Consider the following 21,961-nt stretch of genomic DNA (forward strand, 5'->3'; position numbering starts at 1 on the left):
AACAAGCTTAACCTCATTTTAATATTCTACCTATAGAAATAATAAACCTGAGGTTTTATAAAATGATAAATGATAAAGGTTAAGGTGACATAAAATGGATACTATCGTTTTCATTGAAACAAATAAATCTGGATCAAGTAGGGAAGCAATCAAAGCAGCTGAAAAACTTAATTTTTTTACTGTTTTGTTAACTAAAAAAACAAAATTTATTAATGAACGCACTACATTCCCTGATGTACATCAGATGATTTTCACTGATGTAAATGATTATGATAATATAATTACAACAATTGAAAAATTAAATAAATCAGGAAAAAACATAAAAGGGATCTTTAGTTTTATTGACCCTTTTGTTTATGTAGCTGCACGTTTATCAGAAAAATTTTGCTCAAACTCACATATTGTATCTACTAAAGCTATCTATCGTATGGAAAACAAAATATTAACTCGTAATGCCCTTAAAGATTTACCAATCTCACTCAACTATTTAATTTACAAACCAACAGAATCATTATCATCTTTTCTTGAAAAAACTAAAGAGATGAATTTCCCTCTTATTGTAAAATCCCCTAAATCAACAGGATCCAAAGATGTATTATTAGTAAAAAATAAAGATCAATTAATCTTATCTATACAAAGTCTTTTAAAAAAACTACCTAATGAAGAAATTCTACTTGAAGAATATATAGATGGACCTCAGTATTTAGTTGAAATTTTAGTTCAAGATGGAAAAGTCCATATTATAGCAGTAATTGAACAAGAAATTACACTCTTTGAACGTTTTATTGTTACTGGTTATTCTTTACTAGGACAGGTAGACAAAAGTCTATATAATAGTCTTTTCAATGCAGTTAATTCTGTTATTCAGGCTTTTAACATGAAAAATGGAGCTTGTCATCTAGAACTCCGGAGAATAAATAATGATTGGAAATTAATTGAGATAAACCCCAGAATATCAGGTGGGGCAATGAATGATATAATTGAAATTGGACATGGAATCAACTTAGTGCAAGAGACTATTCAGTTAATGTTAGGAAATAAACCTTCACTAAATAAAAAACATCATAAATATGTATACACTCATTACCTAACAGTTAAATCTAAAGGAAAACTAATTCGAGTTACAGGAAAGAACCGTAGTTCTAAATATCCTGGTGTGGAGAAAGTTTATATAAAACCTAAAAAAGGAACTGTCTTAAAACCACCTACATCAATGGGACATCGATGTGGCTACGTTTTAGCAGCATCCTATTTTAAAACAGAAGCTAAAAAAATAGCTTTAAAAGCAGCTAAAGAAATTTCATTTGAAATCCAAAAAGAATAAATATAACATAAAAAACAAGATATATACACCAACTGATAAAATATACTAAAATCAAGTTTCGTATAATTCTAATTATCATAATGCATAATAAAAAAGTTCACTCCTTATCTACATTTATAGAAGGAGTGAACTTTTTTATTATGAAATTTTAATTTATTTACCCAAGCAGTTCCCATATGTCCTTGCAAATAAGAAAGTAGAACAACATTATTGAAACCTTCAAACATAGAAACTAACTTTTTTCTTGTATGTATATTCGCTTCATATATCATTTACATTCCTGCCTTCTCTGAAAATCAGCTTCTTATTGGACTACACGTAAATCATCCAAAAAGAAAGAATTGATACCTTGTTAACCTCGTCTACTAAAATTAAATTATCAAATAATTATAAATTATATACAAATACAAACTATTATAACACTTACTTACAGTAAAACGATTCCATCTAGATAAATAAATACTTTTTTATTTGTTGTATACAGTAGCTTTCCTCCCTATTTTCAAAGTAAAAACATGATTATTCGTAAATAATGCACAAAATATGTAAAAACCATATAAATTTCCGTATAAATACACATAACAATTTCATCTTTCTACAAAAAAGCGTTATAATAAAGTGAAACTCCCATTAGTAAGGAGCTCTATTCCTACTAATGGTTTGCCCTCACCAATCGGGCTCTTACGGGCAGTACCTCTCATCATTTACTTCTTCATCTTGAAGTGAGAGTTTACTGCTCGTTATTGCGGGATGAATTGCAGCCTCTAAGATTACGTAATAAAGGAGATTAAAACAATGACTAAAATTAAAGTATATCAAGTAAAAGAAGAAAATATGGAAGCAGTAAAAAACATCATTGATGTTGAGGAACAAAACCCAACTGCTGAGAACTTACAAAATCTATATACATGTGTATTAGATACTGAAGATATGGCATTACCTGAATCATACGTTGAAGAAGATATCTTAATTGATTCTATGGAAGTTATGGTTAACGCTTCTCAAAGCAAGCTAAGAGACTTAGGTACATATGATGTAATCGAAGTTCAAAACAAAGGTAAGAAAACACAAATTTTATTATTAGCAGACGAAGAATACGAAATTATCGAAGGCTAATTCGACTCCGTACATAAGAAAAAGCTCCTTTCAAAATTGAAAGGAGCTTTTTCTTTACGCTTTTGATGTTTCACTTTTCACCTTGTTTTGTTCTTTTTTATATACCATGCGCTCATTTCCCATAAAGAAAACGAATACGAACGCTAAACTTGCGGGGACTAACGCCCACATAAATGTCTGAACGATTGAACTAGAGAGAGCTTCAATAATTTTATCTAATATTTGCGGCGGAATTTGAGCTCTTGCCGATTCTGATAGAATAGCTCTTGAATCTCCTAAAGCGTTTGTATTCATTCCTCCGCTCATACCTTTAAACGATTCTTCTAATTGATCCTGGAAACCAGTTCTTTGAATCATCCCGAAGATTGTAATACCAAGTGTCATACCTAATGAACGAATGAAGTTACTCGTTGAAGTCGCAGAACCGCGTTGCTCCATACCGAAGTTATGAATAGCAGCCATACTTAGTACAGAGAATGAGAAACCAACTCCAAAACCGATAATAACCATATAAATTGTTAATAATATACGACTTGTTTCTGGTGTTAATGTACTTAATAAGAATAATCCGATTAGCATAATTACAGCAGAAATAATCATAATGTTTCGGTAGCTAAGTTTCGATGTTAAAAATCCACCTAACTGCGCTGTAACTACTGACCCTAACATCATTGGTAATAACAATAATCCTGAGTTTGTTGCCGTACCACCGTATACACCTTGAATAAATAACGGAATGTACACAGTTGCTGACATAAATGCCGCCCCGTAACATAAGGCAATAATTGTACTCATTCCGAATAGACGTTGTTTAAACATCTCAAATGAAATGATTGGTTCTTCTACTTTTCGTTCAATAACAATAAAAGCAATTACTAAAATAGCGAACCCAGCAAATAAACTTAAAATAAAGCTAGAATCCCAATCATACTTTTGTCCGCCTAATTCTAAGGCGAACATTAAACAAACTACTGCACCAACTAAAGTAATTGCGCCAAACCAATCAATCTTTTGTTCTCTATGAACTCGTGACTCTTTATAAAATAATGTAATAAAAATAAGTGCTAAAATTCCAAGTGGTAAGTTAATATAAAACACCCAGTGCCAGCTAATATAATCCGTAATATATGCGCCAAGTAATGGCCCGAAAATACTTGATAAACCAAATACTGCTCCGAATAAACCACCCATTTTCCCGCGCTTTTCAGGTGGGAAAATATCAAAAACGATAGTAAATGCGATCGGCACTAGTGCCCCGCCGCCAATACCTTGAATGGCACGATAAATACCTAACTGTGTAATATTTTCAGCAGTTCCACAAAGTGCCGAGCCAATCATAAAGACGATTAAACCGAAAATAAAGAATCTCTTTCTACCATACATATCTGATAGCTTACCGAAAATCGGCATCCCTGCCATTTCTGCAACCATATAGGCAGAAACAACCCATACAAAGTTTTCAAGACCTCCTAAGTCACCAACAATCGTCCCCATTGCTGTTACTACAATGGTATTATCCATTGATGCCATTAAAATCCCTAGCAATAAGCCCGCCACAACAAAACCGAGCTTATTATTCTTCTCAACCATAACCTTGCTCTCCCTCATACTACTTATATTTGTTTATGTTCTTTTACGACTGCATTACCTTTCTGATTAAAACTAGTATGATATTCTACTACACTAATTTCACAGCCAGGGCCAATTATAACATGATTTCCTCTTACTACGTCTGCTATTGTATGTTCTAAATAAATATCATCCCCTTCAATAATTGATGTTTGAAGGCTTCCTGCATGACTTGTAAAAGGAATAAATCTCGCTTTTTTACGTACTGTAATCTTTTTCCCACCGATTTCTCTCACTTTACTTCCTTCATAATGAAGTGAGATTTCAATATTTTCAGCATTAAGCAAACCATCACTTTCAAGACCACCAGTTAGTAATAATTCCTCTACTTCTATATCTCCCTTTACATTTAAAGCGCCTTTCACATCTACGAAATCACCGGATAGCTTCCCTTTAAACTCTATCATACCTCTAACTTTTGTTTTATTAATTTGTCCGTCGCCTTGTACTTGGGCATTGCCATATACTTTTACATATTCCGCCTCCATATTCCCCTGTACTTCACTATCTCCATACACGACATAATTTTTCGCTTTCATATTGCCACGTACTTCACTCGTACCATACGTTTTAAAATCATTACAACTCATATGATTAGAGATTGTTCCTTCGCCGCGTATCTTTACTTTGTTATAATCTCCACCTGCTGAGCTACCTGATCCATTTACAGTAAGACTATGTTGATTTTCCATACCGATTCCTCTCTCCCTTTTAAACTTAAACTTGCTTAATTTCTTTTACATTTGCGCTTTTATCAACAGTAAGAACCCCAGTATATTCAATTAGTTCAATCTCACAGTTCGGCCCTACAGTAACATTGTTTCCCCTTACTGTTTTAATGTGAGCATAATCAATATCGATATTGTCACCTTCTAGCAGTTCAGCTTCTAACTGTAAGCCAAATACTGTTTTAAATAGTCTACTAAAAGCACTCAATCTATGTTTTACTTTAATGGTTTGGCCACCAATTTCTTTCGCTCTACATGTACCGTGAATATTTATATTAATTTCATCTGCGCTTAATAATCCACCAACTGTAAATTGCCCTTCTGAAGAAAAAATATCAACTTCACAATTACCATCAATCGTCGCTTGACCATTGATTTTAAATTCTTCACCAGTTACATTACCACCTATCGTACCTTTTCCTGCAATTTTTAAACTGTTCGCCTTTACATCTTGTGTAATTGTCGCTTTCCCATCGATTCGCATCATTTCTGTGCTAACTGTACCATCAACTTTACCCGATCCGCTAATTCTTGCATTACTACTTTTCAAATCACCAGTAACTGCACCGTAACCATTACATTCAAATTGCTCACATTCAACGTTTCCATTAACAGTTCCTTTTCCGTTTAGCTGTACTTTGTGAAACTCACCGCCATTCGATGTACCGTAACCGTTTATAATTAAATTTTCTGTACGCATTATTTCTCCTCCACTACAACAGTTTAGTTTTTAATGCTTCGGTATATTTCATAATTGCTACACGTAAAACAATCTTTGTTCCCTTTTCAAAAATTAAATCCTCAACGCTTGATACTAAGAAGCATGTAGAAATCCCTAACTTCCGAATAATAACTAAGTCACAATTTTTATGTTTAATCGCTTCATAATTTTCACGTAAAACTTGTAAAACCATTTTCCCTTCTTCTAAGCTAACGTCTCCTGATTGAAGAAGTTCTTCTAACACGTATACATAAAGAATATCTGCAAATTGAAAATCTGCCGTTTTGTTCGTTTGCTCCATGAAAAATTGTAAAACAGGTTCTGATGTAATTTCTTTACGAATGAGATCTTCCTTTGCTAAAAGAATCTCTGTTACGCTTGGTGAAAACATATTTGCCAATTCATCAAGCGATAGATCCTCTTTCATCGTTTGAATTTTATCAATACGCTCTAATATCTTTTCTTTCGGAAAAAATGTTTCCTGACCTGTGAACGTTGACTTCCGTACAAACCAATCTTCCGGTATTAAATTTTTTCTCTTCCACCTATATAACTGTCCGTATGAAATACCAGTTAACTCTAATAAATCTTTTTTTGAAATTAAATCTGTAATCAACTGTATATCACTCCTTCCTAACAACAATGTAACATAACACTGTTACGCTGTAAATGAACTTTTATAACATGTAGCGTAAAAATGTGCAAAACAAACTTCATTTCCATACAAAAAAGGTTCTTACACATCTTACTAAAATGCATAAGAACCTTTATATATCAAGGCTTAAACCATATTTGATAAAAATCGATCCAACCTTGTGGATTGATCATTATATTTTGCACTTTTTCGTGTGAACTTACTTGCTGTTTGTTACGATATAAAGGAATAATATGAATTTGACGTAACAATGTGTCTTCAATATCGTGTAACAGTGTCATCCGTTTCTCTAATTGATTCTCTATAAAATAAGACTGCAATACTTCGTTAAATTTTATATTGCTATGCTGATGAATAAAGCTGTTTTTTGTAAGAAACATATATAGTAAACTATCTTCTATCCGTTCACTAATTGTCGCACTATCATGTATTATATCAGCCTTTTGTATCGTACTTGCTTGCAATAACTCTTTTGTTTCAAGAAAAACGACTTCAATAGTGACGCCATACTTCGCAGACTCTTTTTGTATCCAATATGAATCTTCAACATGATCTTGTTCTGTAAATGTATATAGTCGCAGTGTTTCATTACGGTAAGAGCTCTCTTTAATAAGCGTATATATGTCCTCATTTATATGTATAGTGCCACCCTTTGTTAGAACCAATTCTTCTGCTATTTCTCCGCGCGCTCCTTGCAATTCCTCGATAAGCGCATTGCTATGAATGATTTTATATAGAGCTTTCCGAAACATCGTGTTTCGCATAGGTCCTTCTTTTGCGATATTTAATGTAATGTATGTTACATTCGACTCAAGTCTAGTTAGTTCTTTATGATGTTTTTCTATATTGTTATAGTGTGCTTTCGCTAAAATATCGCACGTATTTACGCTTTGCTCTACATTCCATAATTCAATTCGATCGAGAAATGTTCGCTCGCGAAAATATAAATCATTTGCTTCTAATACGAATACATCCTCATTCTTTTCACATAATCGAAACGGTCCAGTACCGATTAACCTTCCATCTCCATCTTCATTTACAATAGAACACTGTTCTGTACTTAAAGCATGTAAAAACAACTTATTATCTGTAGATAAACGAATCTGCACAATGTAGTCATCAAGAATATGTAAACTTTCAACGTGCTGTAACATCCAAGCATGCGGGTTATTTTTCTCTTTCATAAATCGTTTAAATGTATGTACAACGTCATAAGCAGTAAATTCTTTCCTGTTATGAAACTGAACACCTTTTCGTAAGTAGAAGGTCCATATATATTTCTGGTCATCATATTCCCAATAAAACGCAAGTCTTGGCTCTACACTGTTTGTATTTCCGTCTATATACACTAACGTGTCGTATATATGTTTTACCATATGACATTCCGAACGCATCGTAGCGTATACAGGATCTAATGCAATATCTAGATTCATTTGGACTTGCAAACGTAGCACATCTCTTCTCCCTTTAGATGTCCTTTCGACTTGATAACCGAATATCGAATCAATCCACGTTTGAAATTGCGTTTGAAGTGATGGAAAATACGAGCTATATCTTTCAATAAATGCACTTCCACTTTTTACGTCCCCTTGTTTCGTTATTTCTTTTCCTCTTTCTAAAATTAAAGAAAGTGGATGTTTTTGAAATAACAACTTTGAACGATTTCCTCTCCCTCGGCCTGGAAACCACATAATCCAATTAAATTCTTCTAATTTTTTTATGATTAATTTACTATTTCGCTCTGTACAAAATAATGTTTCAGATATATTTTGTATAGTTATTTCTAATTGTTCTCCCTCTGCTCTCCCATTTCCATACTGGAGCCACAGGTGCATATATTGCTCCAAAATAATCATAAAACGCCCCCTAAAAGATGAAAAATCTTCCTCTTTCATTCTACCCTTTTTCATTTCTGGCTTCCATCTTATCATTTCAATATAGAAAGGAGGAAATAAAAATGAAGTATCTTTTAAAACGTTATAATAAGCCTATTCTCATTCGATTGTTCGGTGAATTGTTAGTCCGAACGACTGAAGCGATGTTAGCTATCATTTTTATCGTTCATGTTAATAAAGCGTTAAATGGTAATGTCATCGTTACAATGCTTCTTTTCGGATTACAGCCTCTCGCTGATATTGTGTTTACATTAATCGCTGGGGGTGTAACAGATAAATACGGCCGAAAGAAAATAATGTTACTCGGATTACTTTTACAAGCTTTTGCCGTAAGCGGCTTCGTTTTTGCTGAATCGGTCGCCTTTTTCGCCTTATTGTATGTAGTAAATGGTATTGGACGCTCTTTATATATTCCGGCACAGCGAGCACAAATCGCTGACTTAACGAAGGAAGAACAACAGGCAGAAATATTTGCTGTTCTGCATACTACGGGAGCAATCGGCTCTGTAATTGGCCCATTAATCGGCGCCTTTTTCTATACTAGTCACCCTGAGTATTTATTTATTTTGCAAGGTGTAGCCCTTACGCTATATGCTATTCTCGTTTGGACGCAGCTTCCTGAAACGGTCCCACTCAGACAAAGCGTTAATAAAACTAAAGAAGTATATTCGCCAAAACAATTTATTTCAAAGCATTATGCTGTGTTTGGACTTATGGTTTCTACACTACCTATTAGTTTTTTCTACGCTCAAACCGAATCAAATTATCGTATATTCGCCGAAAGTGTATTTCCAAATTTTTTATTCATACTCGTATTTATCTCAACTTGTAAAGCAATCATGGAAGTTATGCTCCAAATTTTCCTTGTGAAATGGTCTGAACGATTTTCTATGCCTAAAATCATTGTTATTTCCTATACTTGCTATACGTTAGCTGCGATTGGCTACGGTTATTCCACAACAATATGGTCATTATTCTTCACATTGCTCTTTTTAGTAATTGGGCAAAGTATAGCTTTGAATCACTTACTACGATTCGTTTCACAAATCGCTCCAAGTCATAGACGCGGATTATATTTTTCTATATACGGTATACATTGGGATATTTCAAGAACTTTCGGGCCTTTTGTAGGTGCATTGTTATTAAGTAAATTAAACGGTAGTACTCTATTTTATATTTGCGCCTTCTTATTAATAATCGGTGGTATCATTCAAGCTTTTTTTGTTCAATCGTTAGAAAGAAACAAAACAAAAGAGCTGTCCCTATAGGAACAGCTCTTCATTTAACCTGCCATTTTATTAATACTATCCTCCGGTGAGAACACAGAAATATGATGTACTTTACCAGTTGACTTTGGAATAACGAATTTCAATTCAAATTGGTCATTTACTTTATAAACGTATATTTTGTCATTACCATTTACTTTAACAGACGCTGGTTTTCCTAAAGCCTTTTCGATTTCTTGCAACGTAATCGATTTGAGTTCTGAATGATATGAGCGAACGTCAAAGACTTGAGATCCTTTGTTAAAGCCAAATGCTACATTTTTACTTGTAAAAGTTGCATACATCCCGTTGCCTGCTTGATCAGTTTTATCTGCTTTTCCCCACTCTTTTTCTATTTCCTCGATGTCACCTGTATGTGCTGCATATGGTACGTTAGGTACTTTACCTTCTTTCGCTTGCTCAAATAAATCTTTTACATGGTTAATTGATTTTTGATTAAGCACTGTATTTTTCGTATTAGACTCCGTTGAAGGTTTTACAGAATCATGACCTTTTGGTTTTTCCACAGGTTCTTTCTCTTTTTTGGGAGCAGTCTCTTCATTCTTTTTACCCGTTTCTGACGTATCACTCTTTTTTTCCGTACTATTTTCTGATGTTGAATTAGTTTGCTTCTTTTCCTCAGCGTTAGTACATGCGGTTAAAGCCGCTACACACGTTAAAGTTAGAAAAAATATAAGTACTTTCATATATACTTTCATCATTTTCAGCCTCCCTCTTCAACATATTCACTTTTGTAACCATTCCATTACACTACTCTTTAAATTATTTTTAGTCCAAAAAGTAAGTGCTTCGCTTTCCCCGAAAGTATTCACAATATACTCCATATACGATGTTCCTAAAAAATAACCGAGTCGGTTGCATCCGAAATAAGTCCCTCCTGATAAACGGAACCATTCTTTCTCTTTTTCATCTGTCCACCCTTTAACATAATCTTGTAAAAAATGTTTCTTAATATGATCTTTATGTTCTTCATAGCAATACAACCAATCGTCACCATCATTATCATATGAATAATAGACTGATTTACTTAATCCTTTAGCTATTCTTTGCGATAAATATGTCGCGACTCCCTCACGATATAAACTAACCGCTGCATCAGTCCATTGTGCTTTAGTCCAATCCATTCCACTCTCTTGTAATGCTACATTATGATATATATGACCAATTTCATGAGCAACGATAACACGAAGATGCTCCCTTTCAGGAGATAATTTTTCTGCCGAAAGAAATATATCCCCAATAATATCTCTTTCTACAAATGCATTGGAGCCAAACCCACCTACAAATAGATGAAAAGTCAAATCTATATTAAAACCAAATTGAATGTGATACTCCTCACTAATTTCTTGAATAATAGATGGTAAAGTTTCCGAAATAATACGGATGTCTTTTAGTTTTTCAGGATATTTTTTAATTGCACTAGAAAGACGTTCTTCCGTCTTAGGACAATGATAATTAAAATACTCTTCAAATGCTTCTGGATATATATCATAATATTTGTCCAAGTCATGTAATCCTATATCATCGCTTTCCAAAAGCTTCAAAAAGCTTGGAATTGTATTGTTAATCATCTTATTCATCTCCTTGTATACACCTTCTCTCCATACTCGCTATATCCTTTTTGTAACTTGAATTAAACTGCTACAAAATCTCCTTTAAATGCAAAAAACCAGCAGAAAGTGAATACTCATTCTCTGCTGGTTTAATGTTTTGTTCCTTCTGAATCTTATTCAAATCATTTGTCATGATCAGAAATCCATTAAGATTAACTATTTATATAATTAAAAAAGCTGTCCTATTAAAGGACAGCTTCAATTATGTATTTTTATACTTCGATAGATTTACCATCTTCAACGATATGGTAAAGTAAGTGCGCTAAATGATGAATTGGACCATTTTCTTCCTCTTCTTCATTTGTCTCACCTTGGAATTCAAGATCATTTAAGTATAGTGCTAAAAATTGATAGAACAATTTCAAATCAAATCCGTAGCAAGCACTTGGTTCTTCATGATCTCCTTCATATTGTAACATTAAGTATTGCTCGTTTCCTTCTGTATCTTCAGCATCAAAGAATACGAAGAAACCAACGTTTGTATCTAAATCAAATAGATGACGAGTACCTTTTTCTGTTGCTTTCTCGAAGTCCTCTTCACTTAATTTATGTACTGTTGTTGCCTTTGCATTATCCTCTTGATGAAAATTTACTGTAAATGATTTCAATGCTGACACCTCCTGATTGTATAACAGTAGCATAACAGATTAGACAACATAATACAAAGGGACTGCTTACAAATGTAAACAGTCCCCTGTATTCATTTCCGCATTGCACGGAATATAAAGCTTACGATGAAAATCAAAACAATCGCGCCTATTAAAGCCGGAACAATCGCATATCCGCCTATAACAGGTCCGAATTTACCAAGTAACGCTGTACCAAGCCAAGAACCGACAATACCTGCAATAATATTACCGATTACACCGCCAGGTACATCCTTCCCAGTAATTAAACTTGCAAACCATCCTAATATACCACCAACGATTAAAGACCAAATCATATCATTTCCTCCTTTATAATTGACCAATAAAAATTATAATCAGAAACAATTGCTTACCATTAGTTATGTTACATTTTTCGTAAGTTATTCGTCTTATGAAAATCATTCAAATCTGCTCACCCTTTTAAGGACAATCTGGCTTCAATATTGTTCTCATAAATTCGTCTTTAAACGCTTGATAATTAAATTCAACGGCAATTTTTTGTATAGGACGATTATCAAACGTCGTTGGCTCAGCTATTTTTCTAAAATCTGCAACACTTTGACCTCTCGTTACATCATTCGTCGTACTAATCCAAACTGCTGATTTTTTATATTCAAAAATATCATCATTTATAAATGAAATGAACGGAAGTAAATCGTGAATCGGACTCCCAGCAATACCTGGATATTCTTTTTTGTAAAAGTTCTCGTAATAAAAATCGATCATTGGCTTTATGAGTTTCGCCTGCCCTGTTCCTTCTTTATCAATAATATCGACCATTTCAGGGGTAATAAGAGCACGCTGCGTTACATTTAACGGATATATTGTAGCATTCTGCGCATATTTCATAACGATATTCGCGGCAATTGGATCGCCGTAAAAATTAGCTTCTGATACAGGTGTAACGTTTCCCGGAAATAGAAAAGCACCGCCCATTATATAATAAGAACATACTCGATTCATTAAATTGGGGTACAATAAAAATAATGTTGCAAGTGTTGTTAATCGTCCCGTCGCCACTATAATAATATCTTCTGGACAAGGCTCAATTAATTTAATCAATTCACAAAAATTTTCTCTGTCACAAATTCTCATTTTCGGTGGAATAATTGGACCTAAACCGTGATCTCCATGAATTTCAGGGAAAAACAAAGGTTCTTCAGCTGTCATTGGTCTACTGGCACCTTCGATAATCTTTACTTTTGTAGCATAATATCTTTCTAAAAAATAAACATTTTCCGTAACAATTTCTCTTGATACATTTCCATACTCTGCAACGATACCTATAATATCTAATTTGCATGTTTTATTCGCATAAATTAACGTCACTGCATCATCAATACCAAAATCTCCGAAAAAGATTATTTTTTTATTAACTTTCCTCACCCCTCTCCAGCATAATCTATTATCATTATTATGCGAAAAAGACAAGGCGGTGAAACAGAGATAATAAAAAAAGCCGCCTATTTATTGGCGACTTCAATCTTTTTATAAGATAAATATGCTAGTATACTTTTGCTTGAATCATATTTCGGATTATTCCCTTTTCTTGGTTCTCTCATATGTGTTTTTTCAAACCCAGGAATGTCAGGCATTTTCTCTAAAAATTCAAGCATCTCTTCCTCAGTTCCCTCAATACGTACACGAATCATTATTACTATTCCTCAATTCTCATTTTCTCTGTACTAAGTATATCGTACATCAGAAAGACTGCAAGAAATTTATCTTTTTAATGTTGAACTTTTTTTACATACGAACAGTGCCATTTCAGTATAAAACGATTCTATTTTATTATTTTCAAATTGAATTTTGAAAAATTCTTGCATTTCATTTGATGTTTTCATCATACACTCTGTTAACTTTACACGTTTTTGCATAGGAACATCCATCATATCGCACCACCAATCAAAATCGAACTTCTTGTCAAAAGTATGACATGACTGCATGTGCAAACCATGTTTTTCTAATAAAGTAATCCATTCTGTTTTTTTCAAAGCTCGTTCATGGCTTGGATCTCTCTTCTTTTCGATAAAGTTATAAAATGTATCAAACTCATTATTTTCTGGTGAAACGTTATCAATTAATATAAATAACCCATTATCTTCTAACGTTCGATTTACTTCAAAAATAAATTGCAAAGGATCAACAAAGTGATGTGCTGCAATTCGGCATGTAATTGTATCAAAGGATTCATCAGCAAATGGTAACCTTTCTGCATGTCCTGCTACAAATGATACATTTTCATGTCCGTTCCCTTCTATAAAACCTTTTGCTTTTTCTAACATTTTTTCTGTTAAATCAAGAGCGACTACCTCTTTGAACATTGGGGCTAACAAATTAGCAACATGTCCACCACCAGTAGCAATATCAAGAAGACGAGTATTATGACGAGTTTCAACTTGCTTAACTACATATTGTAAATCCAGTCCTTTTGCATGAATTTTACTTTTTACATACTTCTCTGCATTACTACCAAATTGTTGTTTCACAAGTTCTTCTTTACTCATTTTTATCATCTTCTTTCTATAAAGTATTATATTTAATTTATAAGTTCTCTTTATATAATTTCAAATCCTCTTTTAGTTTAGTCTCGTCTCTTGTATTAGAGACCTTCTATCAAAAAAATTTAACTCTTTTATTTTTAAGCACAAAACAAAAAAGGTTATGGGGAATTATCCCACACCCACACAAAGTATCTCTTATATTTGAGGATCTTCTTACACGTCTAATCCCCCTGTAACTTCACAATAACTTCTACTTCGCTATTAGTAGCCTCTCTTGCATGCAATCCATATTGGTCCATGCCAATCCATATCCACCCAGGACTATCATAAAGAATATCTATGTTGAAATGCTTCAACTTAGTAAGCTCTGACCTAATAAATTTATCCCTACTAGCGATTTCCTTATCAAGCAAGCCATATTCTTTCCCATTTTCAAATAGCGCTATCATCTTTCCTGCAAGTGGATGTATACGAACTATAAAGTGATATTCTTTTTCATTTATATTCGCTACAATCGTATTAGAATCAGGTACATCACATCTAGAATTCGGCATATTCATATCGGTCAGCTCCTTTATTGATTTCATTAATATCGCAACAGGTTAATATTTAGATACTATTAATATAATGTAAAAAATATAAAAGCTGACTTCCCTTTAGAAATCAGCTTTTACACATTGTTTATCTTTAAACTTTGTACAAATTTTATAATGTTTCTTTCTCTTCATCATTTCCGGAAACTAAATCTCCTAAAACATCCACCGTAACTTCAACTACAAATTCACAAATCCCTGCTACAACTTCTCCAATTACTTCCTCCATCTTTCTACCCCCTTGTTTTATGGAACCTATTTGTAGTATAGAAGATACTGGTTAATTTTAACTATCGGCAAAGGTGACAAAAACATTACAGATTTGTAAGCTATTTCAATGTTTTTTTGAACTTATACTTCTCCCCTTTGAAACTTTAAGTATTATTAACAACCAGATAGGTCATCATAATATAAAGTATTTAAGAATCCTAATTTAAAGGAGGCGTGTAAAATATACTACGTAAAATTAATTAAAGGTCAATCTTTCTATGCTTTTGATCATCGATTCTTAGTGTCTCATGAAGAAGAGGTTTCAGAAAAAATTTTTAATTACTTACGCCGGAATGAATTCTTCGAAGTACGTAAAGAAGAATATTCTGCCTAAAGTATGAAAAGCATCAAAAAATGACTCTCATAATTGGGATTTTTTCTTGATGCTTTTATATTATCTCCCTTTATTCAACATTACTCCTCAATTCTCTTAAAATCTTATAGTATATGTCCAAGCTAATTCATCGTTACCTTCATATTTTAGTATATGAGGAGGTGACGAATATGACTCATATCATTGATTATCAAGCTACTCAACCCTTAAATAAAACAGGTGAAACAACTTTTGTAATTCCCCATTCCCCAGAAAAAGCAATTCTAGCAAGTATTAAATTAAAAATTTCAAGAAGAGATTCACGTAATAATCGAGTAGAATTAATCGCTACAGTTGGGGTTAAAGGTATAACTGAGATTTCACAAGTTTTATTCCGAATTTTCCGTGACAATACAGAAATCTTCAACGCTCAAGTAGGGATTGAATCTACAGATTCTGAGCAATTTTACGCGCAAACATTTCAAGCTATAGATCAAAATGTTAGCTGCGGGACTCACGAGTATTCATTAACTGTAGAAAACCTTACTAGTGGTGCAAGTGCAGACATTGTTGGTCCTCTGTCTTTTAGCGGTTTAGCTATTGGACAAGATCATAAGTGTTGCTAAAGGAATCTATTGTTTGATGTTGCATTTGAGAAAAGTGAGACGTAGTACCTACGTTCTCACTTTTTTATTTTCTCTATGTTTTTCATTACTTTAAATTTGTATTCAATCATACATTTTTTTCATTTTGAATTACTTATTTCACCACTTAATAAATCAAATTTTCAACAAATCAAAAAGATTGAAATTCACTTATGAAACACGTAATATAGACTCTGACTCTAAAAAAGTTCGTTAAAAATAATACATAAAATAAGGAGGTTTTATATACGAGTTTTTCATTTTAAAAGACGGAGAGGTTTTACATTATGTGGCGTAATAAAAATGTTTGGATTGTGTTAATTGGGGAGTTTATTGCTGGTCTAGGGTTATGGCTTGGTATTCTTGGTAATCTTGAATTTATGCAAAAATACGTCCCTTCTGATTTTATGAAATCCGTTATATTATTTATCGGACTGTTAGCTGGCGTTCTAGTTGGTCCAATGGCTGGGCGTGTCATTGATCAATATGAAAAAAAGAAAGTTCTTCTTTACGCTGGATTTGGTCGTGTTATTAGTGTTATTTTCATGTTTTTCGCTATTCAATATGAAAGTATCGCTTTCATGATTGCATTTATGATTGCACTTCAAATTTCCGCGGCATTTTATTTCCCTGCATTACAATCTGTAATTCCACTCATCGTTAATGAACATGAGCTATTACAAATGAACGGTGTACATATGAATATCGGTACAATCGCTCGTATTGCAGGTACTTCACTAGGTGGCATTCTTTTAGTTGTAATGAGTTTACAGTATATGTATGCCTTCTCAATGGCAGCATACGCTTTATTATTCCTCTCAACTTTCTTCCTACAATTTGAAGATAAAAAATCCGCTACATCAAGTAAACAATCAGCTAAAGATAATAGTTTTATGGAAGTATTTCGTATTTTAAAAGGAATTCCTATTGCTTTTACAGCACTTATATTAAGTATTATCCCTCTATTATTTATAGCTGGATTCAATTTAATGGTTATTAACATTAGCGAAATGCAACATGACCCAACGATTAAAGGATTCATATATACAATTGAAGGTGTAGCATTTATGTTAGGTGCCTTCGTTATTAAACGTTTATCTGATCATTTCAAACCTGAAAAGTTACTATACTTCTTCGCAATTTGTACCGCTTTTGCACACCTTTCGTTGTTCTTTAGCGATATTAAATGGATGGCACTTGCCTCATTTGGTTTGTTTGGATTTAGTGTAGGCTGCTTCTTCCCTATTATGTCGACAATTTTCCAAACGAAAGTCGAAAAAAGCTATCACGGACGTCTATTCTCATTCCGTAATATGTTTGAAAGAGTTATGTTCCAAATTGTCTTACTTGGAACTGGCTTCTTCTTAGATACGATTGGATTACAATATATGGTTCTCATCTTCGGAGTTATTTCGTTGTTGATTATTTTTATTTCCTTATCTAAGCAGAAACAATTTAAAAAACAAACGTCACAATCTGCGAATATATAAAACTAATACTTCTTAAGAATGGATCCCGTATTTTACTGGGTCCATTCTTTTTGAATTTCAAGGATTAAAATCTATTTTCTTTATGTAGTTTAAATATTTAAAGGAGTATCCCCTACTACTTTCGAATAAAATAAATTATAGTTTTTCAAAAAGGAGCTGTGGAAATGTCTTATGGCATCCAATTATTAATTATCCTTCTTTTTTCATTGGTCATGTTTGGCGTCCTTAATTTTTTAGCTATTTCCTTATCTCAAAATAATTTTAAAAGAAGGATTGTTGCAGGTTTCCTATTTTTATTGTTAACTCCCATTATCTTTTTGACTACTACAGCACTCACATCTATATTCGATAAAGGTGGTTTGGGAGTAGCTAACCTAGTCTTCGTTATTTTAAATGTATATATTGTAAATGGAATTGTCATTCTTCTTTCCGCTTCATTTATCCTCAAAAAACATAACATAAGATAGAGTACTAGGCATGAATCTAGCATTACACTAGATTCATGCCTTTTCATTTTAAAAATCTCACCTTTCTCCAAATTTTTATGTGAAATTTAAAAATTCTTTATGAAAATTTAAACTTTATTTTTTACAATATTCCTATCGTATTCGCACGTTTATAAAAACGAATAAGAAAGGAGTACACAATGAAAAAGTTTCTATTTATTTTCCCTATATTAATCGTTCTACTTAGTGGATGTAGCAATAATGATATATACGGCTCTTGGGAAGTCATTGATAATAAAAAAGGTGAATGCCCTGTATATTATAAATTTGAAACAGTTATGAAAGAAGAAAAGAAAGAAAAGGTTGTTCACAATTTAGTGGAAATGCAAACAACAAATAAAAAAGAGGATTTATTTAAAGGATCGTTTGTTAAAAATTCTAACGTGTATCGTATTGATTATGGCAACTCGTTTACATCGGATCAATCTTTAAAAGTTGTCGATAATGAATTAAATGTATACTTTTTTACAACTGAAAACACATGTACATATAAAAAAACAAACAATTAATCTTCATTTATAACGTAGAAAATATTTTCTACGTTATTTTTATATTTCCCCTTATTATCCTCCCTCTAAATTTGTCAATCGTTTTAATTTTCATAAAAAAATGATAAAATGTAAACATGTGTTTTCAGAATAATTAAAAATACAGAAAGAAAACACTGTTTTTAGGAGGGGTTTTGATGACTTACACTTTAGCAACTAGAATGAAAGCATTCCAATCTTCTATATTTAGTGAATTAGGGGCCTATAAAAAAGAGAAAATTGCAGCAGGTCATAAAATGATCGATTTAAGTATCGGGAATCCTGATATGCCTCCTGCTGATTTTGTGAGAGAAGAAATGGTACATACAGCAAGTGCAAAAGAAAGTTACGGATATACATTATCTGGTATTCAAGAATTTCACGAAGCTGTAACTGAATATTACAACAACACTCATAACGTTATATTAAATGCTGAAAAAGAAGTTTTATTATTAATGGGTTCACAAGACGGACTCGTTCATTTACCTATGGTTTTTGCAAATCCGGGAGATATAATACTAGTTCCTGATCCAGGATATACAGCTTATGAAACAGGAATTCAAATGGCCGGTGCAACATCTTACTACATGCCATTAAAAAAAGAAAATGATTTCTTACCTAACTTAGAAGTTATCCCTGAAGAAATCGCCAATAAAGCAAAGATGATGATTTTGAACTTCCCAGGAAATCCAGTTCCAGCAATGGCACATGAAGATTTCTTTAAAGATGTAATCGCATTCGCGAAAAAACATAATATTATCGTTGTCCATGATTTTGCTTATGCTGAATTTTATTTTGATGGTCAAAAGCCAATTAGCTTCTTATCTGTACCTGGTGCAAAAGAAGTTGGCGTTGAAATTAATTCTTTATCTAAAAGTTATAGTTTAGCTGGTAGCCGTATTGGTTATATGATTGGTAACGAAGAAATTGTCGGCGCGCTTACGCAATTTAAGTCTAATACAGATTACGGTGTGTTTTTACCAATTCAAAAAGCTGCATCCGCTGCATTACGACACGGCGCTGCATTTTGCGAAAAAAACCGTGGAATTTACCAAGAACGTAGAGATACTTTAGTGGACGGATTCCGCAAATTCGGTTGGAATGTCGATAAACCAGCTGGAAGTATGTTCGTTTGGGCTGAAATTCCGAAAGGATGGACTTCGCTAGAGTTCGCTTATGCACTTATGGATCGTGCAAATGTCGTTGTCACACCAGGCCATGCATTTGGTCCTCATGGCGAAGGTTTTGTACGTATTGCACTTGTTCAAGATAAAGTAGTATTACAAGAAGTAGTTGAAAACATTAAAAACAGCGGTATTTTCTCTATTGAAAAAATAGAAGAATTAGTTAAGAATTAATAATAACCCCCCTGCTTAACTTTAGCAGGGGTATTATTATTCCTGGAGGTACGATATGAATATTAAAGATACTCTTCCCCATCGCTATCCATTTTTAATGATTGATAAAATTACAAACGTTAAAGAATCTCAATCGGCTACAGGATACAAACTGATTACAAATAACGAGTGGTTTATTAATAAAAATCAAAACTATATGCCTCATATGCTAATTGTAGAAGCACTCGCTCAACTTAGTGCTTTTGTAAGTACAGGTGAATCTGAAGGACTTGGTTTCCTCTCCTCTTTAGATGGGGTGGAATTTCATGAAAATGCGTATCCCGGTGATAAACTTGACTTACATTATGAATTAACACGTAACAGACGAGGTTTTGTTCTTGGGAAAGGAATTGCCTCTGTAAACGGTCAATCAATCGTTACCATTGAAAAGCTATTAATATATCAAGCTGATTAAACAGATTACATAGTAAGGGGTAGGGAAATGCGGAATGTTGTTGGTATTGATGCTGGGGGAACATTAACAAAAATTGCTTACTTTAACGAAATGAACAAATTAGTTTTCGAAAAATTTTATTCATATGAACAAGAAAGAATTAAAGAATGGCTTCATAATAATAATTCAATTACACAATTATGCATTACAGGTGGTAAAGCTACACAGTTAGAACAACTCCTTTCAAGTTCATATAAAATAGTAGAATTAAACGAGTTTGAAGCTACTTTAGCAGGAGTACGATACATACTAAAAGAAGAAAAACGTGCTATAAACAACTTTGTCCTAACAAATATCGGTACAGGTACTTCCATTCACTATGTTCACGACAATCAATATGTTCGTGCTGGTGGAACTGGAGTTGGCGGTGGTACTATTATGGGTCTTTCAAAACTATTAACAAATATAGATCATTTTGAAGACGTGATTCCGCTTACGAAAATTGGTTCAAGAAACAGTCTAGATATTACAGTTGGAGATATTTATGGTGGGATTCTCTCCCCTCTTGATAATAACTTAACTGCTAGCAATTTCGGAAAAGCGACCATTACAGACTCAAATTATAGTAATTCAGATATACTAGCTACCGTTCAAGGACTTGTCGGTGAAGTCGTCACAGCATTAAGTCTTCAATTCGCCGAAGCAAAAAATATTGACCATATCATTTACATCGGTTCTACTCTATGTAATAACGTACATCTTCAAAATATTATTAGTAGCTATACAGAATATCAAAACAAAATACCAGTCTTTTTACAAGACGGTGGTTATAGTGGTGCAGTTGGTGCTTTACTTCATAGTTCGAAATAAAAAAGCTGACTTTTGTCAGCTTTTTTGCAATGGTACTTCAAATTCAATAATTGATTTTCCATTCTTTCCAATTCGCTCCACGCTAATTCTATCAATTACACAATTTAACTTCTCATGAAAACTAGGAATATCCTTCGCTATTTCAGTTGCTAACTCTGTGCTATGTTTTCTCCCAACTGTTACAGGAGCGACACCTCAAACAGAGCAATTTAAACGTGCAGTAAATGCTCGTATGAGAGCATTTGAAATAGGTTCTGTTAAAGATGTTTCGAAACTTGTATTACAAGCAAATAGCCTATAAAAATAAAAACTTCTCAAATGAGAAGTTTTTATTTTTATATCACATGATTACTATTCCCGTGCCAAACTTTCCTAAACTTTATATAACAAGCAATTCTCCACGGAATAATATAAGACACCGCAACTACGTAAAATAATAAACCTATTGTTTGCTGATCTAAGTCAACAATATATTGTCTTGAACCATATCTTAAAATAACAATTCCGATAAAAGTAATTAAAAAGGCAGCACTTTTTTTCGTATAAATGTTTCCGTCTTCTCTTCGCTCATAGTTTGTTAGAAATATAAGTGGGATTGCGAAAATCACCCCAATGGATGCTGCTATAGTCACTTGTACTATAGCTGGATGTACTGTACCAAAAAACAATAAAATACCCGGTGTTAAAAATAGTAATGGCCACAAAATACGTTTTCCCGTTCCCTTTATCGGCTTATACATAGAACGATATCGTCGCCAAAAAATTAGCAGTGCCACGCATAAAAAGACGGTTATTAGTGAAGAAGTATCTCCCATACAGTCTTCCTTCTCTCTTAAAGT

Annotated in this window: 26 protein-coding genes and 2 pseudogenes; 12 read left to right on the forward strand and 16 right to left on the reverse strand. The window is 33.1% G+C overall.

Annotation, left to right across the window (positions count from 1 at the left end):
* The first annotated feature begins 94 nt into the window (after nucleotides 1-94).
* Nucleotides 95-1,324, forward strand: a complete 1,230-nt coding sequence (locus tag QCI77_RS14320; protein WP_353825103.1) for an ATP-grasp domain-containing protein — start codon at nucleotides 95-97, stop codon at nucleotides 1,322-1,324.
* Nucleotides 1,325-1,470: 146 nt separating this feature from the next.
* Here the strand turns inward: QCI77_RS14320 and QCI77_RS14325 are convergent.
* Nucleotides 1,471-1,596: pseudogene (locus QCI77_RS14325) on the reverse strand (GNAT family N-acetyltransferase); the annotation flags it as partial.
* A gap of 523 nt (nucleotides 1,597-2,119) precedes the next feature.
* On the opposite strand from QCI77_RS14325, the gene QCI77_RS14330 reads away from it, so the two are divergent.
* Nucleotides 2,120-2,440: a hypothetical protein gene (locus QCI77_RS14330; protein ID WP_002032538.1), complete on the forward strand. Its 321-nt coding sequence runs from the start codon at nucleotides 2,120-2,122 to the stop codon at nucleotides 2,438-2,440.
* 54 nt (nucleotides 2,441-2,494) lie between these two features.
* On the opposite strand, the gene QCI77_RS14335 is transcribed toward QCI77_RS14330, so the two are convergent.
* The 5 genes from QCI77_RS14335 to QCI77_RS14355 form a co-directional block, all read right to left on the reverse strand.
* Nucleotides 2,495-4,030 carry an MDR family MFS transporter gene (locus QCI77_RS14335; protein WP_113769295.1) on the reverse strand — a complete coding sequence of 512 codons (1,536 nt, stop codon included), beginning with the start codon at nucleotides 4,028-4,030 and terminating at the stop codon, nucleotides 2,495-2,497.
* 23 nt (nucleotides 4,031-4,053) lie between these two features.
* Complete coding sequence (locus QCI77_RS14340) at nucleotides 4,054-4,761, reverse strand: polymer-forming cytoskeletal protein (protein WP_353825104.1); 708 nt, start codon at nucleotides 4,759-4,761, stop codon at nucleotides 4,054-4,056.
* A 25-nt stretch (nucleotides 4,762-4,786) separates the two neighbouring features.
* Complete coding sequence (locus QCI77_RS14345; RefSeq protein WP_353825105.1) at nucleotides 4,787-5,497, reverse strand: polymer-forming cytoskeletal protein; 711 nt, start codon at nucleotides 5,495-5,497, stop codon at nucleotides 4,787-4,789.
* Between the two features lie 13 nt (nucleotides 5,498-5,510).
* Nucleotides 5,511-6,134, reverse strand: a complete 624-nt coding sequence (locus tag QCI77_RS14350) for a YhbD family protein (RefSeq protein WP_002189908.1) — start codon at nucleotides 6,132-6,134, stop codon at nucleotides 5,511-5,513.
* A gap of 158 nt (nucleotides 6,135-6,292) precedes the next feature.
* On the reverse strand, nucleotides 6,293-8,068 hold the full coding sequence (locus QCI77_RS14355) for an ABC transporter substrate-binding protein (RefSeq protein ID WP_353825779.1): 1,776 nt from the start codon (nucleotides 8,066-8,068) through the stop codon (nucleotides 6,293-6,295).
* A 62-nt stretch (nucleotides 8,069-8,130) separates the two neighbouring features.
* Here QCI77_RS14355 and QCI77_RS14360 point away from each other — a divergent pair, with 62 nt between their 5' ends.
* Nucleotides 8,131-9,336: an MDR family MFS transporter gene (locus tag QCI77_RS14360; RefSeq protein WP_078176546.1), complete on the forward strand. Its 1,206-nt coding sequence runs from the start codon at nucleotides 8,131-8,133 to the stop codon at nucleotides 9,334-9,336.
* Between the two features lie 14 nt (nucleotides 9,337-9,350).
* On the opposite strand, the gene QCI77_RS14365 is transcribed toward QCI77_RS14360, so the two are convergent.
* From QCI77_RS14365 to QCI77_RS14400, 8 genes are all read right to left on the reverse strand, one after another.
* Nucleotides 9,351-10,055, reverse strand: coding sequence for a YjgB family protein (locus QCI77_RS14365; protein ID WP_113769294.1), 705 nt, complete (start codon nucleotides 10,053-10,055; stop codon nucleotides 9,351-9,353).
* A 24-nt stretch (nucleotides 10,056-10,079) separates the two neighbouring features.
* Nucleotides 10,080-10,925 carry a DUF5700 domain-containing putative Zn-dependent protease gene (locus QCI77_RS14370; RefSeq protein WP_113769293.1) on the reverse strand — a complete coding sequence of 282 codons (846 nt, stop codon included), beginning with the start codon at nucleotides 10,923-10,925 and terminating at the stop codon, nucleotides 10,080-10,082.
* A gap of 254 nt (nucleotides 10,926-11,179) precedes the next feature.
* Nucleotides 11,180-11,575 (reverse strand): hypothetical protein, encoded by a 396-nt coding sequence (locus QCI77_RS14375; protein WP_002084959.1) that lies wholly within the window; start codon nucleotides 11,573-11,575, stop codon nucleotides 11,180-11,182.
* A 92-nt stretch (nucleotides 11,576-11,667) separates the two neighbouring features.
* Nucleotides 11,668-11,910, reverse strand: coding sequence for a GlsB/YeaQ/YmgE family stress response membrane protein (locus tag QCI77_RS14380; protein ID WP_002013368.1), 243 nt, complete (start codon nucleotides 11,908-11,910; stop codon nucleotides 11,668-11,670).
* A 124-nt stretch (nucleotides 11,911-12,034) separates the two neighbouring features.
* Nucleotides 12,035-13,000 carry a nucleoside hydrolase gene (locus QCI77_RS14385; RefSeq protein WP_002013369.1) on the reverse strand — a complete coding sequence of 322 codons (966 nt, stop codon included), beginning with the start codon at nucleotides 12,998-13,000 and terminating at the stop codon, nucleotides 12,035-12,037.
* Between the two features lie 77 nt (nucleotides 13,001-13,077).
* Nucleotides 13,078-13,266, reverse strand: a complete 189-nt coding sequence (locus QCI77_RS14390; RefSeq protein ID WP_002065918.1) for a DUF3970 family protein — start codon at nucleotides 13,264-13,266, stop codon at nucleotides 13,078-13,080.
* A 69-nt stretch (nucleotides 13,267-13,335) separates the two neighbouring features.
* Nucleotides 13,336-14,121 carry a class I SAM-dependent methyltransferase gene (locus QCI77_RS14395; RefSeq protein WP_033709167.1) on the reverse strand — a complete coding sequence of 262 codons (786 nt, stop codon included), beginning with the start codon at nucleotides 14,119-14,121 and terminating at the stop codon, nucleotides 13,336-13,338.
* A gap of 218 nt (nucleotides 14,122-14,339) precedes the next feature.
* Nucleotides 14,340-14,678 carry a hypothetical protein gene (locus QCI77_RS14400; RefSeq protein WP_002127815.1) on the reverse strand — a complete coding sequence of 113 codons (339 nt, stop codon included), beginning with the start codon at nucleotides 14,676-14,678 and terminating at the stop codon, nucleotides 14,340-14,342.
* Nucleotides 14,679-15,162: 484 nt separating this feature from the next.
* Between QCI77_RS14400 and QCI77_RS14405 the strand changes: the two genes are divergently transcribed.
* The 8 genes from QCI77_RS14405 to coaW all read left to right on the forward strand — a co-directional run bounded on the left by QCI77_RS14405 (nucleotide 15,163) and on the right by coaW (nucleotide 21,122).
* Nucleotides 15,163-15,315 carry a YqbF domain-containing protein gene (locus QCI77_RS14405; protein ID WP_080001761.1) on the forward strand — a complete coding sequence of 51 codons (153 nt, stop codon included), beginning with the start codon at nucleotides 15,163-15,165 and terminating at the stop codon, nucleotides 15,313-15,315.
* A 170-nt stretch (nucleotides 15,316-15,485) separates the two neighbouring features.
* Entirely contained in the window at nucleotides 15,486-15,920 is a 435-nt protein-coding gene (gene exsC / locus QCI77_RS14410) for an exosporium protein ExsC (RefSeq protein WP_002165595.1), read from the forward strand.
* A 305-nt stretch (nucleotides 15,921-16,225) separates the two neighbouring features.
* Nucleotides 16,226-17,428 (forward strand): MFS transporter, encoded by a 1,203-nt coding sequence (locus QCI77_RS14415; protein ID WP_002032512.1) that lies wholly within the window; start codon nucleotides 16,226-16,228, stop codon nucleotides 17,426-17,428.
* A gap of 164 nt (nucleotides 17,429-17,592) precedes the next feature.
* Nucleotides 17,593-17,895, forward strand: a complete 303-nt coding sequence (locus QCI77_RS14420; protein ID WP_000120186.1) for a hypothetical protein — start codon at nucleotides 17,593-17,595, stop codon at nucleotides 17,893-17,895.
* Nucleotides 17,896-18,074: 179 nt separating this feature from the next.
* Nucleotides 18,075-18,443 (forward strand): hypothetical protein, encoded by a 369-nt coding sequence (locus tag QCI77_RS14425; RefSeq protein WP_151304428.1) that lies wholly within the window; start codon nucleotides 18,075-18,077, stop codon nucleotides 18,441-18,443.
* Nucleotides 18,444-18,619: 176 nt separating this feature from the next.
* A complete protein-coding gene (locus tag QCI77_RS14430) occupies nucleotides 18,620-19,819 on the forward strand; it encodes an LL-diaminopimelate aminotransferase (protein ID WP_044444173.1) in 1,200 nt (399 codons plus the stop codon).
* Between the two features lie 55 nt (nucleotides 19,820-19,874).
* The gene (locus QCI77_RS14435; protein WP_001021821.1) at nucleotides 19,875-20,273 is read left to right on the forward strand and encodes a 3-hydroxyacyl-ACP dehydratase FabZ family protein; all 399 of its coding nucleotides are present in this window, start codon (nucleotides 19,875-19,877) and stop codon (nucleotides 20,271-20,273) included.
* Nucleotides 20,274-20,300: 27 nt separating this feature from the next.
* Nucleotides 20,301-21,122 (forward strand): type II pantothenate kinase, encoded by an 822-nt coding sequence (gene coaW / locus QCI77_RS14440; protein ID WP_002032506.1) that lies wholly within the window; start codon nucleotides 20,301-20,303, stop codon nucleotides 21,120-21,122.
* Between the two features lie 15 nt (nucleotides 21,123-21,137).
* Here the strand turns inward: coaW and QCI77_RS14445 are convergent.
* Nucleotides 21,138-21,305, reverse strand: a pseudogene (locus QCI77_RS14445) (2'-5' RNA ligase family protein); the annotation flags it as partial.
* Here QCI77_RS14445 and QCI77_RS14450 point away from each other — a divergent pair.
* Nucleotides 21,280-21,423: a hypothetical protein gene (locus tag QCI77_RS14450; RefSeq protein ID WP_154214672.1), complete on the forward strand. Its 144-nt coding sequence runs from the start codon at nucleotides 21,280-21,282 to the stop codon at nucleotides 21,421-21,423. The pseudogene QCI77_RS14445 and the gene QCI77_RS14450 sit on opposite strands and share 26 nt — an antisense overlap.
* 34 nt (nucleotides 21,424-21,457) lie before the next feature.
* On the opposite strand, the gene QCI77_RS14455 is transcribed toward QCI77_RS14450, so the two are convergent.
* Nucleotides 21,458-21,937, reverse strand: a complete 480-nt coding sequence (locus QCI77_RS14455) for a CcdC family protein (protein ID WP_215589785.1) — start codon at nucleotides 21,935-21,937, stop codon at nucleotides 21,458-21,460.
* Between the last annotated feature and the right edge of the window lie 24 nt (nucleotides 21,938-21,961).

Source organism: Bacillus cereus group sp. MG9, from assembly GCF_040459995.1.
GTDB classification, from domain to species: domain Bacteria; phylum Bacillota; class Bacilli; order Bacillales; family Bacillaceae_G; genus Bacillus_A; species Bacillus_A mycoides.

Excerpts from the sequence above, each read along its gene's own strand:
- QCI77_RS14320 (WP_353825103.1), top strand. The coding sequence starts at position 95 with ATGGATACTATCGTTTTCATTGAAACAAATAAATCTGGATCAAGTAGG.
- QCI77_RS14330 (WP_002032538.1), top strand. The coding sequence starts at position 2,120 with ATGACTAAAATTAAAGTATATCAAGTAAAAGAAGAAAATATGGAAGCA.
- QCI77_RS14335 (WP_113769295.1), bottom strand. The coding sequence starts at position 4,030 with ATGGTTGAGAAGAATAATAAGCTCGGTTTTGTTGTGGCGGGCTTATTG.
- QCI77_RS14340 (WP_353825104.1), bottom strand. The coding sequence starts at position 4,761 with ATGGAAAATCAACATAGTCTTACTGTAAATGGATCAGGTAGCTCAGCA.
- QCI77_RS14345 (WP_353825105.1), bottom strand. The coding sequence starts at position 5,497 with ATGCGTACAGAAAATTTAATTATAAACGGTTACGGTACATCGAATGGC.
- QCI77_RS14355 (WP_353825779.1), bottom strand. The coding sequence starts at position 8,068 with ATGAAAGAGGAAGATTTTTCATCTTTTAGGGGGCGTTTTATGATTATT.
- QCI77_RS14360 (WP_078176546.1), top strand. The coding sequence starts at position 8,131 with ATGAAGTATCTTTTAAAACGTTATAATAAGCCTATTCTCATTCGATTG.
- QCI77_RS14365 (WP_113769294.1), bottom strand. The coding sequence starts at position 10,055 with ATGATGAAAGTATATATGAAAGTACTTATATTTTTTCTAACTTTAACG.
- QCI77_RS14370 (WP_113769293.1), bottom strand. The coding sequence starts at position 10,925 with ATGATTAACAATACAATTCCAAGCTTTTTGAAGCTTTTGGAAAGCGAT.
- QCI77_RS14380 (WP_002013368.1), bottom strand. The coding sequence starts at position 11,910 with ATGATTTGGTCTTTAATCGTTGGTGGTATATTAGGATGGTTTGCAAGT.
- QCI77_RS14390 (WP_002065918.1), bottom strand. The coding sequence starts at position 13,266 with ATGATTCGTGTACGTATTGAGGGAACTGAGGAAGAGATGCTTGAATTT.
- QCI77_RS14395 (WP_033709167.1), bottom strand. The coding sequence starts at position 14,121 with ATGAGTAAAGAAGAACTTGTGAAACAACAATTTGGTAGTAATGCAGAG.
- QCI77_RS14400 (WP_002127815.1), bottom strand. The coding sequence starts at position 14,678 with ATGAATATGCCGAATTCTAGATGTGATGTACCTGATTCTAATACGATT.
- exsC (WP_002165595.1), top strand. The coding sequence starts at position 15,486 with ATGACTCATATCATTGATTATCAAGCTACTCAACCCTTAAATAAAACA.
- QCI77_RS14415 (WP_002032512.1), top strand. The coding sequence starts at position 16,226 with ATGTGGCGTAATAAAAATGTTTGGATTGTGTTAATTGGGGAGTTTATT.
- QCI77_RS14420 (WP_000120186.1), top strand. The coding sequence starts at position 17,593 with ATGTCTTATGGCATCCAATTATTAATTATCCTTCTTTTTTCATTGGTC.
- QCI77_RS14425 (WP_151304428.1), top strand. The coding sequence starts at position 18,075 with ATGAAAAAGTTTCTATTTATTTTCCCTATATTAATCGTTCTACTTAGT.
- QCI77_RS14430 (WP_044444173.1), top strand. The coding sequence starts at position 18,620 with ATGACTTACACTTTAGCAACTAGAATGAAAGCATTCCAATCTTCTATA.
- QCI77_RS14435 (WP_001021821.1), top strand. The coding sequence starts at position 19,875 with ATGAATATTAAAGATACTCTTCCCCATCGCTATCCATTTTTAATGATT.
- coaW (WP_002032506.1), top strand. The coding sequence starts at position 20,301 with ATGCGGAATGTTGTTGGTATTGATGCTGGGGGAACATTAACAAAAATT.
- QCI77_RS14455 (WP_215589785.1), bottom strand. The coding sequence starts at position 21,937 with ATGGGAGATACTTCTTCACTAATAACCGTCTTTTTATGCGTGGCACTG.